Raw genomic sequence first — 16,597 nt, 5'->3', positions numbered from 1 at the left:
CGTTAACCTATACTATATTTTAATTTTTTAATTCATTAATTCTCGGGAAAAAAATGCTTTTTTTATAACTTCGCAGTATGGCAAAACTGAAAACGGCATATTTCTGTCAAAACTGCGGAACTCAATATCCCCAATGGCTGGGACAATGTAAAAACTGCGGACAATGGAATACACTCGTGGAAGAAGTAGTGGAAAAACCATCCCATAAAACTCCTCCATTTTCAAAAAGCAAGCAACATGTCATCAACATTGTTGAAGTGGAAACCAGTGAGGAACCGAGAATCAAAACTCCTTCTGAGGAACTTAACCGTGTTCTCGGAGGCGGCATTGTTTTAGGCTCTGTCACCCTGATCGGTGGTGAGCCCGGAATTGGGAAATCTACCCTGCTGCTCCAGCTGGCCTTGAAAATGAAGAAGAAAATCTTTTATGTTTCCGGGGAAGAAAGTGCATCCCAGATCAAGATGAGAGCCGACAGACTGACAGATATCCAAAACCCAAACTGTTTTCTCTTTACCGAAACTTCACTGGAAAAAATCCTTCACGAAGCCAAAAAGCTGGAACCGGATTTCATGATCATCGACTCCATCCAGACCCTTCAGTCCCAGCTGATCGAAAGTTCCCCCGGAACCGTTTCCCAGATCAGAGAATGTTCCAATGAAATTATCAAGTATGCCAAAGAAAACAATACTCCGGTATTCCTGGTAGGCCATATTACCAAAGACGGACAGATTGCCGGCCCGAAAGTCCTGGAGCATATGGTGGATGTGGTTTTAAATTTTGATGGTGACCGGAATCACCTTTTCAGGTTATTGAGAGCAAATAAAAACCGTTTTGGCTCCACTGCCGAAATCGGAATTTATGAAATGGTGTCTCAGGGCTTAAAAGAAATTAAAAATCCTTCTGAAATTCTCATTACCAAAAAATTTGAAGAGCTGTCCGGAAATTCAGTAGCCGTAACCTTAGAAGGAAACCGGCCTATGCTTCTGGAAATTCAGGCATTGGTAAGTACAGCAGTTTATGGTACTCCTCAGAGAAGCTCTACCGGTTTTGATTCCAAGAGATTAAACATGCTTCTGGCTGTGCTTGAAAAAAGAGCAGGCTTCCAACTGGGTGCTAAAGATGTCTTTCTCAACATCACCGGAGGAATAAAAACGGATGATCCCGCACTGGATCTGGCTGTCATTGCTTCGGTACTTTCATCCAATGAAGATATTGCCATTTCCGAACACTATTGCTTTGCCGGAGAGATCGGACTGAGTGGAGAGATCCGCCCGGTTGCCCAGATCGAACAGAGAATCACCGAGGCTGAAAAGCTTGGATATGAAAAAATATTTGTTTCCAATCTCAATAAAATTCCGAAGAGAAAATTTGGAATCAAGATTGAAGAAGTAAGTAAAATTGAAGATTTCCATGAAAGACTTTTCTAGAAAAAAATTTTGTAAAAGTCATTAAAATTAAAGATCTTAACAGAAGATTTTTTAATGATGAAAACAAATATCCGTGATTACTACAGCAATCTTGCAGAATCCTATGATGAAAACCGTTTCGGCAATACCTACGGACAATATATCGACCAACAGGAAAGGGCTTTTTTAACTGACTTTTTTAAGGGTAAAACATATTCAAAAATACTGGATCTGGGTTGTGGAACAGGCCGGCTGCTGAATTTTGCCACACACGGAACTGATTTCAGCGAAAAAATGCTGGATGTGGCCCGGCAAAAACATCCCGAAAAAATACTGGCTGCAGGAGAGATTTCAGCGATTCCTTTTCATGAGGAGTTTGACTGTATTTTCTGTTTTCATGTGATCATGCACCAGGACAAGGAGGAAACCAAAGCTTTTTTGAATGAATGCCATCAGAAGCTGGGCAAAAATGGAATTTTAATTTTTGATTATCCTGTAAAAACCAGGAAAAAATCAGTTTCTCCACAGGAAAACTGGCACGCCGGAAACAGCTTTTCACCCTCAGATATTCTACACCTTTCAAAAGACAGCTGGAAGATGAAAAATACAACGGGAATTCTTCTTTTTCCTATTCACAGATTGCCCAAAGCAGTAAGAAGATTCTTTCTGCCACTGGATATTATCCTGTGCCGGACTTTCCTGAAGAACTGGGCTTCTTACCATATTACCGTTTTAGAAAAGCTATGAGACAGAGATTAAAAAATTGGATCCCCGGCTCATGGAAACTCCACCTGAAGCTTCTGCAGCGGTATATTCATGAACAGAAGAATAGTTATACCTATCCTCGAAATTATATTTCTGAACCTATCGGAGTTCATGCAATTACACTTCAGCAGGTCATTAAAACGGGAGCTTTTCACCAGAATAAAATTCATAATTTAAAAGTGGTTGGAAATAAGATCAACAATCTGGTCATTCATCCCGGTGAGGTATTTTCTTTCTGGAAAATGATCGGAAAGCCTAGTGAAAAGAATAATTTCAGGGAAGGAAGAAATTTGATTAAAAATAATATTTCCAGTGATTTTGGTGGCGGAATCTGCCAGTTTTCTTCCATATTGTATTATCTGGCACTGCAGTCAGGCTTGAGAATTCTGGAAAGATTTCCTCATTCAATGGATATTTATAAAGAAGAGGAACGCTTTACGCCATTGGGATCAGACTGTACGGTAGTGTATGGTTATAAAGATCTGCAGATTCAGAACTCATTTTCTTTTCCGGTTCAGCTGAAATGCCTGGTGAACGATCATGAACTTCACCTCAGCCTTATTTCTCCGGATAAGGTGGCCTTACATGATATTGAATTTAAATACCTTGAAACAGAAAAGGGGATCTGGGTAGAAACGGTAAGCAACAACACAACTTTGTTTAAAAATTTTTATATTCGTTTATGAATTATCTGGCTCATTCTTACCTCACGTTTACTGACGGACAAATTGTCGGCCAGTTTTTGGAAGATTTTATCCGCAATAAAGACCGCTTTTCTTTTCCTAAAGATATTCAGGATGGAATTACACTGCACAGGGCCATAGACACATTCACAGACTCCCACCCTGCTATTCACGAAGCTAAAAAAGCATTTGCCCCTTTGGTAAGGCTTTATGCCGGAGCCTTTGTAGATGTTGCAATGGATTATTTTGTGGCTAATGATCTTTCCTTATATTCTCTTGCAGAATGGAAAGCACATTCTCTCAGAGTTTACAGCGTTTTGAATGCCAACGGGAAATGGCTGCCTGAGAACTTCAAAAAGATGCTGGTAAAAATGGAACAGGATGACTGGCTTTACAATTACCGTGAAGACTGGGGCATTAAATTCAGCATTCAGAATGTGCTTAATAAAGCCAAATACCTTGATAAGGATATTCCGGTTTTTGAAGCTTTCCTGAACAACAAAGATCTTCTACAGCAATGTTACAATGATTTTTTTCCTGATCTGACCGTCCATGTACAGGACATCAATGCGTTACTTCAGCTGGAAAACTAAAACTGCTTGTAAAGATAACGGTTCGGGTACACCATCTTTTCGCTTTTTCTTTCTCCGTTCACAATGATATGGACAATATTGATCTGATCATCAAAAAGATTATACAGAAAACTTACTGCTGCTTCTAATTTTTTAGGCTTTGCTACAGGTTCTGATTCAAGAAAAACATTGACAGATTCGTGATCTTCTTCATAGCCTATATAATTTATTTTTAAAAACTTATTATCTGCCTTTATTTTAAGATATTCCTGACAATATTTTTGTAAAGCATCATTCAGTTTCGTTTTATATTGGGGATCATTAAAATGGAATGCAGCACCATATTTTTTGCCTAAACCATTTTCCAGATCATCTAAGAAAAATCTCCCCGTCACCTCAACAGTGCTGGATTTTGCATTATAATTGATTTCTACGGAACCTACATGATAAGGATGAACAGCCTCAGTACCTACAAAACTCTGAAATATTACCATCACGGATAAAAGAAATCCAAAAAAAAGTCTGCCGGACATTAATTCTATTTTTGTGACAAATATAAAAAAAGCAACAGTTATAAAAACTGCTGCCTTTTATGATCTTATTTTATAAAGATTTACTGTTTGATAATTTTCTTGGTAATCTTTTGGTTATCATTCAGGGTAATGGTAAACATATAGGTTCCTTTTACCAGTTCTGAAACATCAATTTTACCTGAATTGGTGTTAACATTTACCGTTTTTACCAATTTTCCTGAGGCATCATAAATCGTTACAGAAGCTTTAGTGTATTTGCCTAATGTTATATTCACAAAATCTTTAGCTGGGTTTGGAGTGATATTTACTTCTGAATTCAGTTTAATATCAGCAGTCGCCAATGTTGAGCTTGTTTTCACAAAATACCCTCCAAAACCTGAAGTCTGGAAGCTTACTTCCCAATATTTGTAGGTATCATTCCATACAATATCGTTGATATCAGGAGTAATGACAGTGGCTGGAGTTCCAAAAGAAGCTACTGTTCCGGTATTGCTTGTTCCTTCATATTTTTCAATGACAAGATTAGCTTTAGCAGCAATATCATTAGGTGAAGAAGGCAGTTTTATACTGTTTGCAAGGTTATAATCATCGAAATCACTCTGTTTAAAGTATAAAGTTACTTTTCCGGTTGCCGTAGTTGCATTGGCCGTAGGATTGATCTCAAATCTTCTGACAACATACCCAGGCTGTGCATTATCTATCCATACCTTGGATGTCACGTTTCCGGATACCGTACTTGCCGTTTCTTTTTCCACTCTTGAAATCAGCTGGCAGGCATTGGTAAAATAATTATATCCGGCAGCTACTGCATTGGCTTTAGTCTGATTGGAAGTAGCCAGATTTTTCACTTCGGCAATATTTTCATAAATGGTAGCTCTCATTTTAAGGTCGAATGTTCTGGAGGTCCAGTTCGTACCGTCTGTAGAGGTTTTACTGCGTCCGCTTGCTGAAATAGATTCATACTTTACAGCAATTCTTCCACTCAGCCCATTAATTACAATATAAAAATCTTTTCCTGTAGTCATCTGGATGTTTAAGCTAGACAGATCTACATAATTCCAGGTAAATCTTTGGACATTATTCACCCATGATGAAACTGTTTTTGTTGCAATAATATCACCTGGATCACCATTTGCATTTACCTTTCTTATCTGAATGTCAACGGCAAGATCACTAGGAATAGCACCGGATCCTGTTATAAATGAAAAGCCACCCAGTTTTCCTGTTAATGTAGGTGTATATTGAACAGCTAAAGCGGTATTGTCAAAATTACTGCTTGCACTGTTACTTTCTGTATTGGCAATAATATAAGGTTCATCGTAGGTTACAATTTCAAAATCAGATTTCACACATCCTAATTCATCAGTAACGGCTTTATAGATATCCAGTTTACCATAGCCCCATCTCATATTGGGCACAGTTCCGGTTGCTCCATCTTTTCTTGCATTGGAAGTAAGACGTGATTTAACCTGTGCAGCCGTCAATGTAGGATTGGCCTGAAGCAATAACCCTACTGCCCCAGCTACTCCCGGTGAAGACATACTGGTTCCCTGATTTTTAACATAATAATTGGTTCCTCCAATAATATCTGTTGCATCCGAAGTAGAATTACCGGATCTCGAAGAGATTACATTCTGACCGGAGCCTGCAATATCAGGCTTTTGAAAGCCATCTACTCTTGGCCCCTGAGCACTAAATGTAGATATGGACTCCTGTGGAGTAAGTGTATAATAACCACCTGTAGAATACCAGCTCGCTCTTCCCATATAAGAAGCCACAGTAATAGCATTAGATGCATTTCCCGGTGAGCCTACAACATATTCATTATCTCCATTTTGTAAAGTGGTAGTAACCCCTCTGCTATATAACCAGCCATGGGCTGCTATTGCCTGTGTTCCATTATTGGTAATTTCCAATGTATAGTTTCCCTGACAATTGACTGTAGATCCTGAATTTCTGCTTATTACCAACTGAACATATCTTTTATTATTATCTGTACTCCAATAATTATACATGGTAGCTGTAAAACCACCTCCCAGTATGCTATGGGCAGTATTAGTACTTATATTCTGGGTATATTGTTGCCCATCAGGCGTAGTCAGTTTTGCAGTAACCGGAGAATTATCATTGGCATACATCAGAAAGGAAAATACTGTTGCTGCGGAAGTATTGCTTGCCACTGTAAAATTATAAGTCTGAGAACCGCTAGGTTCTATATCAACTTTTCTGTGGAGGTTCGCCCCATAATCATTTCCTGCAGAAATTACCACTACTCTTCCCGGTCCGGATGTTGTAAAATTATTTACGGCAACTTCATGAGATGCTGTCCCGTCATGGGCTGTACCTTGCCCTCCAATACTCATGTTGACAACGATTGGTTTATTCAAAGCTGTAGCTACATTTTTGAAATACGTTAAAGCATTGATGGTATTGGTCGTTGGAAAAGATCCGTTTCCTCCTTTTACAAAAACAATATCTGCATCAGAAGAGAATCCTTTATGTCTTTTATCTGCAAAAGCGGCACCGTTACCGGCAGCAGTTCCGGATACGTGGGTTCCGTGTCCGTTTGTGTCATTTTCTCTTACAAAACCTGTAGGGGTTCCATCCAGTTCATCTTCTATCTGAGCTCTGGTATACTCTACCCCTGTTGAAAATCCCGTAGGAGTTGTTTCTGTCCCTTGAGCTGTTAAGGTCTGGTCCCAGATGGAAACAATTCTGCTTTTTGTCTGATCATCAGCTTTTCTGAAATCCGGATGTTTCCAGTCTATCCCGGAGTCATAAATTCCTACCAATACTCCTGTTCCGTTATAAGCGGTATTGTTGAAAACCCCGTCCTGTAAAAGACTTGCTCCCGATTGCGCTCTGCTCACATCATTATGAAGCTCATCAAATGCCGGCCCCATGACAGAAGTTACATAAGGAAGCTGCATCAGCTTTTCAATATCTTCAATAGTAACCAAAGCGGTAGAAAAAGTTGGCAACTGGCTCTGAACCAGGAACCCTTCTGATTTCAGTTTTTCGGGTTCTTTGGTATAGATAATACATGAGTACATTGTTTGTGCTCCTTTTGAAGTTACCACAAGATGCTGATCCAGCTTCATATCAGCACGTTCCAGGTCTTTTACCACCCTTCCTCTGGCTATATTTTCCTTATTTTTCAATAACAGATCGAAACGGGAATCCAGCTTCTGTACCTGCGCATTAAAACCATAGGAATATAACCCCAAAAAAGCAGCGGCTGCATTTCTCAGAAGCTTCGCTCCTCCATGTGAAATGTTTACTTTTGTAAAAAATAATTTTTTAATATCCATTTTCATTTTTTTAACAATACAATTATACAATTTTTATCCGATAAAAAAATAATGCAAAATATCGATAAACATTAATAATAAAAATTAGAATAAACATAATAACTCATATATTTTAACAAAAAATTCAAAACCTAATAATCTATTATCACAATGCAGGACTTTCTATTTTATTTAAACCTTGGATGGGAACATATTATCTCACTGGACGCTTTAGATCATCAGCTGTTTGTTCTGGCTTTAATTGCCGTTTATTCTTACAGCGACTGGAAAAAAATTCTGATTCTGGTAACTGCATTTACCATCGGACATTCTATCACACTGGCTTTGAGCATTCTGGACGTTTTCCGGGTTCCTTCCGACTGGGTTGAATTTTTAATTCCGCTTACGATTGTTCTGACCTCTCTGGATAATATTATCATGAAAAATCAAAAACAAACCCTGATGCGGGCCAATTATTATCTGGCTCTGATCTTTGGGCTTGTTCATGGGATGGGCTTTGCCAATACAGCAAGGGTAATGATTGCCAAGAGCCAAAGTATAGCTCTTCCTCTTCTTGGGTTCAATATTGGGCTGGAACTGGGACAGATCGTGATTGTGTTTGCCATTTTAATCATCCTCTTTGTTTTGCTGAATCTTTTTAAAGTGAATAAAAAAGACTGGATACTCTTTGTTTCTTCAGGAGTATTTGCCTTATCCTTAAAAATGACTTTAGAAAGAATTCCTTTCTAAGCTTGAAATATTTTGATTTTTTCAGCTGTTTATTACTATCTTTGATAATTATTAAATCATTTCGGTTATGAAACTAAAAGTTGTTATACTTTCACTTTCTGTATTTGCTTATACAGGTTTCACCGCACAAAATATTCAGAATAACCCCGGCAGCAATCATGGAAACAAGTTTGAGCAACTGGGTTCTATTCTTCCAACACCCAACATTTACAGGACGGCTTCAGGAGCTCCGGGACACGGATACTGGCAAAACAGGGCCGACTACAACATTACAGCTTACCTTGATGAGGACAAAAGAAATCTGAAAGGCTCGGAAACAGTTACCTACTACAACAATTCTCCGGACGAACTGGATTATATCTGGCTTCAGCTTGATGAAAACGAACATTCCAGCATCAGAAATGCAGGTTATGATACTTCATCTGTACTCCGCCCTTCCACCACCGACCAGCAGCTGAAGGTGACTGAGCTTCCTGTAAAAGACAACGGCTATGGCGTAAATCTTGAAAATGTAACGGATGCTTCAGGAAATGCACTGAAATATACTGTGAACAAAACCATGATGCGTATTGACCTGCCCAAAGCATTGAAAAAGGGTGAAAAATTCGTGTTCAAAGTAGATTGGAACTACAATATTTCCAACAGGATGAAAATGGGAGGCCGTGGCGGTTATGAAAACTTCCCTGAAGATGGCAATGACCTTTATACCATGGCACAATGGTACCCGAGAATGTGTGTTTACAGTGATTTCCAGGGATGGCAGAATCACCAGTTTACAGGAAGAGGAGAATTTGCGCTTGTTTTCGGAGACTTTAAAGTTTCAATGAACGTACCTGCCGATCATATTGTAGGCGGAACGGGAGAATGTAAAAATTACGATCAGGTACTGACTTCTGATCAGCTATCCAGATACAGAAAAGCAGAAAATGCTTCCGAACCTATAGAAATTGTCACTTTGGATGAGGCCAAAAAAGCGGAGAAAAACCATTCGAAACAGAGAAAAACATGGGTTTTTGAAGCCAAAGATGTCAGAGATTTTGCCTGGACTTCTTCCAGAAAATTTGTCTGGGACGGAATGCGTGTAATGATTCCTGAAAATAACAATAAGGTTATGGCGATGAGTTTTTATCCCAAAGAATCTTATGGTCTTTACAGAAAGTTTTCCACAAAAGCGGTGGCCCATACCATAAAAACCTATTCGGAATTTACGATTCCTTATCCGTATCCTGTTGCCCAGTCTGTAGAAGCTGCCAGCGGAATGGAATATCCGATGATCTGTTTCAATTTCGGAAGAACGGAAAAAGACGGAACGTATTCTGAAGGAACAAAAAACGGAATGATCGGTGTTATCATCCATGAGGTAGGACACAACTTCTTCCCTATGATCATCAATTCGGATGAAAGACAATGGGCCTGGATGGATGAAGGTCTGAATACATTCACAGAATACCTGACGGAAGAAAAATGGGACAATAAGTTTCCATCAAAAAGAGGTCCGGCATGGACGATCGTAGATTATATGAAACTTCCGAAAGATCAGCTGGAACCTATCATGAGCAATTCTGAAAATATTGTTCAGTATGGCCCGAATGCCTATTCAAAGCCTGCTACAGGTCTTAATATTCTTCGTGAAACCATTATGGGAAGAGAACTTTTTGATAAAGCATTCAAAACCTATGCGAAAAGATGGGCTTTCAAGCATCCTGAACCTGCAGACCTTTTCCGTACCATGGAAGATGCCAGCGGTGAAGACCTTGACTGGTTCTGGAGAGGCTGGTTCTACGGAACAGATCCTGTGGATATTGCCATTGATAAAGTAACGGTAGCAACGCCTGATCTGAACACGAATCCAAAAGCGGCTGAAGAAATAAAATATCAGGTTGACAAGCCTTTGGTGAACAGTTTTGAAGATCTTTCAAAAATCAGAAACAGAGAAGACAAAAACATCACCTTCTATGTTGATAAGGATAAGGATGCTCAGGACTTTTACTACCGATATGACAGAGGTCAGGAGAAAGTAAGTACCAAAGAATACACTGCAAAGAAAGAAGCTACCCTGCCTTTGGATGCCAAGGATAAGGATAAATTCAAAAATATGACCGCCTATCAGATTGATTTTGTAAACAAAGGCGGGCTGGTAATGCCCATCATTCTTGAGTTTACATTTGAAGACGGCTCAAAATTATACGATAAATCTGCAGCGCAAATCTGGAGACTGAACGAACAAAAGGTTTCAAAAACTTATTACTTTGACAAGAAGCTGAAGTCTATTCAACTGGACCCAATGCGAGAAACTGCAGACATTGATACTACCAATAATTTCTGGAGCAGCGCCGGAGCCGGTACAGAAACTTCAAAATTCCAGCTTTTCAAACAAAAACAGGAAGGCGGCCCTGTAAGAGGAGGTGCCAACGGAAAGGTAAATCCAATGCAGGCAGCAGGAAAAAGCTAATAATTTTTTTAACGATAACCATGAAAAAACTTACTGCATTATTGCTGTTCTTTGCAACAGCCTCTACTTTGTTTGCCCAATCCCTGCAATTTTATACGGGCAAAAGAGATTTCCTCCCTATTGAAATCCTTATGGAGGATGGAAGTACTAAAAAAGGATTTGCCCAGGATTTTATGCTCCCTGATGTGGCTACTTTCCAGTTTATTGGAGGCAACAGTGAGAAAAGTGCTCACCTGGACAGAAAAGAAGTGAAATTTAAATCTGCAAAAGAGGATACAAACATACAATTGATTCCGGTTTCTGATATTAAAAGCCTTATTTATACTAATGAGGACACTCATGAGATTTTTCAACTGGATAAACGGATTGTAAAGGAAATCAATAATGATCTGGAAATGGAATCGCAAGGAAGAGTACTGATGCTTCCATTGATGGAAAAAGGTCCTATTAACCTTTACGGCTATAGAAACATGATGTGCAAAGCCAGCTATGGAAGTAGTTTTGCCGCCGGGTTTGACGGAAATGAAGACAGCTGCCAGTTGACCTATGTCATGATTTACCTTAGCAAGCCGGACCAGACCGTTGCAGTTGCTCCGGTAGATTACAGCTCACTGAGTCCTTTGGCTTTATTTAATATGAAAGCGCTCTATAAAAAGTTTTATAAAGCTTATGAAATTGTAGGAGCTGATTGTCCCGAATTTCTCAAAAAGGTAGATGAAGCGAGAAAAAACGATTATTTCTCCAATAAAACCTTTAAAGAAAATAAAAAAGCGTCTGAAACCGAAAGAAAAGAGCTGATTAAAGGAAAAAAAGGCGCTGAAGCTGCAAAAATCAATATGCATTATAAAACTGAGCTGTACACCAAAATGTACAGAAAGCTCATTGATGATTACAAACAAAGCTGTCAGTAAGATCAGACTTAAAAGTTTACCAATATGGTAAACTTTTTTTCATAGAAAAGGGCTGACCAATACCTAAAAACCAGGAGAAAAGTGTTAAAAATCAAAAGGTTGTAACTTTTCAACTGGAGTGTACTACTTATTAATAAAAAAAGATCATGAGAACAATTCTTTTCCTTTTACTGCTAAGTAGTGTTCATATTTTTTCTCAAAAACTACTTACTCCGGAAAACTCCGGTATTGACCCCGGATTAATAAAAGATGAAACTTCCGAAGCGATCTGGTATTCTGAAAATGCAGGCTCCAAGATAGAGATGGGAAGTATTATCACCGAGCTCAAAAAATTAAACAAAACAGATCTGCTCATCAAAACTACTGTAAAATTAAAACAGGCACCGGATTCCCAATGGACAGATTCTACCCTGGTAAAAACCGCTAACTTCCTACCTGCTTATCATTCTTCTTACAATATGATGCGGGATATGGTCCTGAGATCCGGCAAAGACAAGGTAACCGGGTATTATCTGGATAAAAAATCCGGTAAGAAAGATAAGGTAGATCTTCCGGCCAGTCATTATTTTGACAGCAGCAGCTATAATACGCTGATAAGATTCCTCCCTTTAAAAGAAAACTATACGGCAGAGATCTCTATTTTTGATTATAATCCCAATGCGGCCAAAAAGGGAATGATGAAAGCATACATTCTGGAAACAACGAAATCCGAATTTAAAGGAAAACCGGTATGGGCAGTAAAAACAACTGATGATATCTCAGATCAATCTTCGTATACAACTTACTACATCGATCTACACACAAGGAAAATTGTGAAACAGGATATGGATATGAAAGGAAGAAGAATGTCTCTGGAACCCATTCTCTAAAAAACACCCTTGCTACAGTACAAACATCACGCTGCCGTCTATAATCAACATAACAAACTGGTTTAAAAAGCATTACATTTGAAATAATAAAATAGCACTGTTATCTGAACTTGTCTGATGATAACTATTTAAAATTCACAAACCTAAAAATATCATTTATGAAAAATGCTAAACCATTAAGCAGAAACGCTCAGAATTCCATTAATGGAGGATCTGCTGCAAGGCTTGTTTGTTGTGATTATGATGACAATATGAAATGTATCCGGTGGATCGGTCCGGGGCAATTCTGTCCATAACATTAAACATTACTACCTATGAAAAATGCTAAGTTACTCAACAGAAATGCTCAGAAATCAATCACAGGAGGGAGCATTGCAGCAAGAATTAAATGTTGTGAAAAAGATAGGTACGGAAACTGTACTTTGTGGATAGGACCCGGACAGTATTGTCCATAACCAGCCACTAACCTATTTAAGAATCAAAGCCGGAAGTTTCCGGCTTTATCATTTTCAGATGTAAGCTTTTTTTAATTGATAAAAAACGATGTTCAAATTTGTGACTGATCTTTCCATTAACCACTGATAACCAAATGATTATTTTCAAAAAAAAAGAAATTAAAATATATCACATATAAAGGAAAAATGTTTATCTTTGATATTCTATTAAACACCAAATGTCAAAAAACCTGATTGACTTTAAACATTCAGGAGTTGTACAAATTCAATCTTATTAACTATGAAAAATGCTAAATTATTAAGCAGAGATGCTCAGAAATCAATCAACGGCGGAGCAGCAGGTCGTTATTGCTGTGAATACAATTACAAAGGACAATGTATTCTTTGGATCGGACCGGGGCAACATTGTCCATAAAAACAGGACCCATAAAAATTAAACACCTTAAATAAAAGCCGGAAAATTTCCGGCTTTCTGTTTTTCATTTTTCTGCCAAATTTTCACATTCGGAAATAAAATTCTGCCATTTCATCCATCAATGTCTCATGGCATACATTTAGAGAATTACAAGACAGAAATAATTAAAAAATAAATATATTATGTCAGTAAACTTTAAACCATTGGCAGACAGAGTTCTGGTAGAGCCAATCGCAGCAGAAACTAAAACAGCTTCAGGAATCATTATCCCGGATACTGCAAAGGAAAAGCCGCAAGAAGGTACTGTAGTGGCAGTAGGTCCCGGTAAGAAAGATGAGCCTACAACAGTTCAGGTAGGTGACAAAGTTCTTTATGGAAAATATTCAGGAGCTGAATTGAAGCTTGAAGGAAAAGATTATTTAATCGTAAGAGAAGCTGATCTATTAGGAATTATTGGGTAAGATTTCAGATTACAGACATCAGATTTCAGATTTAATTTTAAAAAAAAACAAATTAAAAAAACTTCGTTAGTTGTCTATTATCTGACATCTAACATCTAATATCTAATCAAAAATGGCAAAAGAAATAAAATTCGATATTGAATCAAGAGACGCTCTAAAGAGAGGAGTAGATGCATTGGCTAATGCAGTAAAAGTAACTTTAGGTCCTAAAGGAAGAAATGTGGTAATTGAAAAATCTTTCGGTGCTCCACACGTAACTAAGGACGGTGTTTCTGTAGCAAAAGAAATCGAACTTGAAGATAAGGTAGAAAACATGGGAGCGCAAATGGTAAAAGAAGTGGCTTCCAAAACCAATGATATCGCAGGAGACGGTACTACTACCGCTACTGTATTGGCACAGGCTATCGTAAGAGAAGGTCTTAAGAACGTAGCTGCAGGTGCTAACCCAATGGATCTTAAAAGAGGGATCGACAAAGCTGTAACTCAGGTTGTGGCTAACCTAAAATCTCAATCTCAGGAGGTTGGAGATTCTTCAGAAAAAATCAAGCAGGTTGCTTCTATCTCAGCTAACAACGACGATACTATCGGTTCTCTAATCGCTGAAGCTTTCGGAAAAGTAGGTAAAGAAGGAGTAATCACTGTAGAAGAAGCTAAAGGTACTGATACAACAGTAGATGTTGTGGAAGGTATGCAGTTCGACAGAGGTTACCAGTCACCTTACTTCGTGACTAACCCTGAGAAAATGTTAGCTGAACTAGAAAACCCATATATCCTTTTAGTAGAGAAGAAAATCTCTTCAATGAAAGAATTACTACCGGTTCTTGAGCCAATTGCACAAGGTGGTAAGTCTCTATTGATTATCTCTGAAGAAGTTGAAGGTGAAGCTTTAGCTACTTTGGTAGTCAACAAACTAAGAGGTTCTCTTAAAATTGCTGCTGTAAAAGCTCCTGGATTCGGAGACAGAAGAAAAGCAATGTTAGAAGATATCGCTATCCTTACAGGTGGACAGGTGATCTCTGAAGAGCAAGGTTTCACAATGGAAAACATCTCTTTAGATATGCTTGGAACTGCTGAGAAAGTAACGATTGACAAAGACAACACAACTGTTGTAAACGGTGGTGGTGATGAAGCGAAAATCAAAGGAAGAGTCGCTCAGATCAAAGCTCAGATGGAAACTACAACTTCTGACTATGACAGAGAAAAACTTCAGGAAAGATTAGCTAAGTTAGCTGGCGGTGTTGCTGTACTTTACGTAGGAGCTGCTTCTGAAGTAGAAATGAAAGAGAAAAAAGACAGAGTAGATGATGCGCTACACGCTACAAGAGCTGCTGTAGAAGAAGGTATTGTTGCAGGTGGTGGTGTTGCTTTAGTAAGAGCAATCTCTTCACTAAACGAACTTTCTGGCGCTAACGCTGACGAAAACACAGGTATCAAAATCGTTAAGAGAGCAATCGAAGAGCCATTAAGACAAATCGTTGCTAACGCAGGTGGTGAAGGTTCTGTAATCGTTGCTAAAGTAGCAGAAGGTTCTGGAGACTTCGGATACAATGCGAAAACTGACGAGTATGTTCACATGCTTGAAGCAGGAATCATCGACCCAACTAAAGTAACAAGAGTTGCCCTTGAAAACGCAGCTTCTGTATCTGGAATGCTTCTTACAACTGAATGTGTTATCACTGAAGTAAAGAGCGCTGAACCAGCTATGCCAATGGGTGGTGGAATGCCGGGAATGATGTAACGGTCAGCGACCGAGGCAAATTAATATACTAACCGCTCTGCTTTTGTAGGGCGGTTTTATATTTATAAATTGTTGGAAAATAGAAAATTAAGGTACTTTATACTCGAAGAGTATACTATTTAAAGTATTATTAAGAACGTTTTCTATTAGTTTTTAATATTTGTTCTCTATATCGTGTTAAATATTTTGGCATTTCATCTGGAAGTTGTTTCTCTATCTCAATTTTTTCAATAATTTTCTCAGGAGCATCAATTTTATGGTTGAAAACCTTTACTCCAGTAATAGTTTGGTTACCAGAGTATTTAGTTTTTCTCATACTTAGCCTAAAACCACAACTTTTTACAATCTCTAAAATATCAGAAATAACATGTTGAAAATCTTGTTGAGAAGAAAAAGTTAAATCATCAACGAATCTTGTATAGGTAATATCATGTTGTTCGCAAAATGATATTAATTGATTGTCAATTTTAAGAAACACAATATTTGCAATATGTGTACTAGTCGGTGTCCCTTGTGGTAACTCTCCTTTCCAAGTAACAAATCTTGTAATATAAAATGCAAATTGTTTATTAAATCCTAAATCTATAAATGTTTGATATACCATAGGAGGTTTAACAGAAGGGAAAAATTCTTGTAAATCCGTTGTAAGAACATATTTCTTTCCTTGATGCTTTTTAGCATTAGTGATATTATTCCTTTTTTTTACTCCACCATGAACATTACTTGGAAGTGGAATTTTCTCAAGAATATTATTTTTTATACTAATTTGTAAAGCTTTTAATTTAAAAAAAGATGGCCTAATATATCTTTTTTTAACAGTTCCGTCTTTATAAGTTTTTGGAAGTCCAGTAGCTTTATCATTTTTAATGATTTCCCATTCGGCATAATAGTTATCCAAAAAAACTATTAATTCTTTAAGCTCTCTTTCCGGGATCCTTACTATAGAAGGAAAGTGTAAATAAATTTTAGACTTTGAAGAATTCATTTACCAGAGATTTAACTGATGGATTGATTAGATTAAAAGCATCACGTTTTTCTGGTTTAACATCTTCATTGCTTAATGAAAGAAAAAATAAAATAGGTAAAGGTATATCTAAACAGCTACTAATTTCTTTTAGTTTTGATAGATTGGGTTCCTTAGAATTTGATTCGATTTGAGATAAATAAGTTTGTGTAATACCACAAGAAGTAGCAAACTCCTTTTGAGTCTGCCCTCTTTGTTTTCTGATATTCCGTATTGTAGTACCTAAATCCATAATCAATATATTAAAAAAGTTTAAAGAAGTGTCGAAGATTA

The 16,597-nt window shown here is 37.8% G+C and carries 15 protein-coding genes; 11 read left to right on the top strand and 4 right to left on the bottom strand.

Features of this window, described 5'->3' with window-relative positions:
- The first annotated feature begins 77 nt into the window (after positions 1 to 77).
- The 4 genes from radA to ACTJJF_RS08775 are packed head-to-tail and all read left to right on the top strand — an operon-like array spanning position 78 to position 3,447.
- A complete protein-coding gene (gene radA, locus ACTJJF_RS08790; protein ID WP_440699407.1) occupies positions 78 to 1,427 on the top strand; it encodes a DNA repair protein RadA in 1,350 nt (449 codons plus the stop codon).
- Between the two features lie 54 nt (positions 1,428 to 1,481).
- A complete protein-coding gene (locus ACTJJF_RS08785) occupies positions 1,482 to 2,153 on the top strand; it encodes a class I SAM-dependent DNA methyltransferase (protein WP_440699406.1) in 672 nt (223 codons plus the stop codon).
- Positions 2,150 to 2,857 (top strand): VanW family protein, encoded by a 708-nt coding sequence (locus ACTJJF_RS08780; RefSeq protein ID WP_440699405.1) that lies wholly within the window; start codon positions 2,150 to 2,152, stop codon positions 2,855 to 2,857. Before ACTJJF_RS08785 ends, ACTJJF_RS08780 begins: the two co-directional genes overlap by 4 nt.
- On the top strand, positions 2,854 to 3,447 hold the full coding sequence (locus tag ACTJJF_RS08775; RefSeq protein ID WP_440699404.1) for an ACP phosphodiesterase: 594 nt from the start codon (positions 2,854 to 2,856) through the stop codon (positions 3,445 to 3,447). The genes ACTJJF_RS08780 and ACTJJF_RS08775 overlap by 4 nt, the downstream gene beginning before the upstream one ends.
- Here the strand turns inward: ACTJJF_RS08775 and ACTJJF_RS08770 are convergent.
- Both ACTJJF_RS08770 and ACTJJF_RS08765 read right to left on the bottom strand, forming a co-directional pair.
- Positions 3,444 to 3,959, bottom strand: coding sequence for a DUF6702 family protein (locus tag ACTJJF_RS08770; protein ID WP_440699403.1), 516 nt, complete (start codon positions 3,957 to 3,959; stop codon positions 3,444 to 3,446). The genes ACTJJF_RS08775 and ACTJJF_RS08770 overlap by 4 nt on opposite strands.
- A gap of 80 nt (positions 3,960 to 4,039) precedes the next feature.
- A complete protein-coding gene (locus ACTJJF_RS08765; RefSeq protein ID WP_440699402.1) occupies positions 4,040 to 7,270 on the bottom strand; it encodes a S8/S53 family peptidase in 3,231 nt (1,076 codons plus the stop codon).
- A gap of 150 nt (positions 7,271 to 7,420) precedes the next feature.
- Between ACTJJF_RS08765 and ACTJJF_RS08760 the strand changes: the two genes are divergently transcribed.
- The 7 genes from ACTJJF_RS08760 to groL all read left to right on the top strand — a co-directional run bounded on the left by ACTJJF_RS08760 (position 7,421) and on the right by groL (position 15,300).
- Complete coding sequence (locus ACTJJF_RS08760) at positions 7,421 to 7,999, top strand: HupE/UreJ family protein (RefSeq protein WP_312298570.1); 579 nt, start codon at positions 7,421 to 7,423, stop codon at positions 7,997 to 7,999.
- 67 nt (positions 8,000 to 8,066) lie between these two features.
- Positions 8,067 to 10,451, top strand: coding sequence for a M1 family metallopeptidase (locus tag ACTJJF_RS08755; protein ID WP_440699401.1), 2,385 nt, complete (start codon positions 8,067 to 8,069; stop codon positions 10,449 to 10,451).
- 20 nt (positions 10,452 to 10,471) lie between these two features.
- A complete protein-coding gene (locus ACTJJF_RS08750; RefSeq protein WP_440699400.1) occupies positions 10,472 to 11,362 on the top strand; it encodes a hypothetical protein in 891 nt (296 codons plus the stop codon).
- Positions 11,363 to 11,508: 146 nt separating this feature from the next.
- Positions 11,509 to 12,231, top strand: coding sequence for a DUF3108 domain-containing protein (locus ACTJJF_RS08745; RefSeq protein ID WP_440699399.1), 723 nt, complete (start codon positions 11,509 to 11,511; stop codon positions 12,229 to 12,231).
- Positions 12,232 to 12,389: 158 nt separating this feature from the next.
- Entirely contained in the window at positions 12,390 to 12,527 is a 138-nt protein-coding gene (locus tag ACTJJF_RS08740) for a hypothetical protein (protein ID WP_440699398.1), read from the top strand.
- 756 nt (positions 12,528 to 13,283) lie between these two features.
- Positions 13,284 to 13,562, top strand: coding sequence for a co-chaperone GroES (locus ACTJJF_RS08735; protein WP_034696138.1), 279 nt, complete (start codon positions 13,284 to 13,286; stop codon positions 13,560 to 13,562).
- Between the two features lie 112 nt (positions 13,563 to 13,674).
- Positions 13,675 to 15,300: a chaperonin GroEL gene (gene groL / locus ACTJJF_RS08730; RefSeq protein ID WP_440699397.1), complete on the top strand. Its 1,626-nt coding sequence runs from the start codon at positions 13,675 to 13,677 to the stop codon at positions 15,298 to 15,300.
- Positions 15,301 to 15,430: 130 nt separating this feature from the next.
- Here groL and ACTJJF_RS08725 read toward each other — a convergent pair whose 3' ends face one another.
- Positions 15,431 to 16,285 carry a reverse transcriptase family protein gene (locus tag ACTJJF_RS08725; protein WP_440699396.1) on the bottom strand — a complete coding sequence of 285 codons (855 nt, stop codon included), beginning with the start codon at positions 16,283 to 16,285 and terminating at the stop codon, positions 15,431 to 15,433.
- A complete protein-coding gene (locus ACTJJF_RS08720; RefSeq protein WP_209787048.1) occupies positions 16,266 to 16,556 on the bottom strand; it encodes a helix-turn-helix domain-containing protein in 291 nt (96 codons plus the stop codon). The genes ACTJJF_RS08725 and ACTJJF_RS08720 overlap by 20 nt, the downstream gene beginning before the upstream one ends.
- Positions 16,557 to 16,597: the final 41 nt, after the last annotated feature.

The organism is Chryseobacterium sp. 22458 (assembly GCF_052044975.1).
In the GTDB taxonomy this organism is placed as follows: domain Bacteria; phylum Bacteroidota; class Bacteroidia; order Flavobacteriales; family Weeksellaceae; genus Chryseobacterium.
This window is presented reverse-complemented; position numbering and strand designations above follow the sequence as displayed.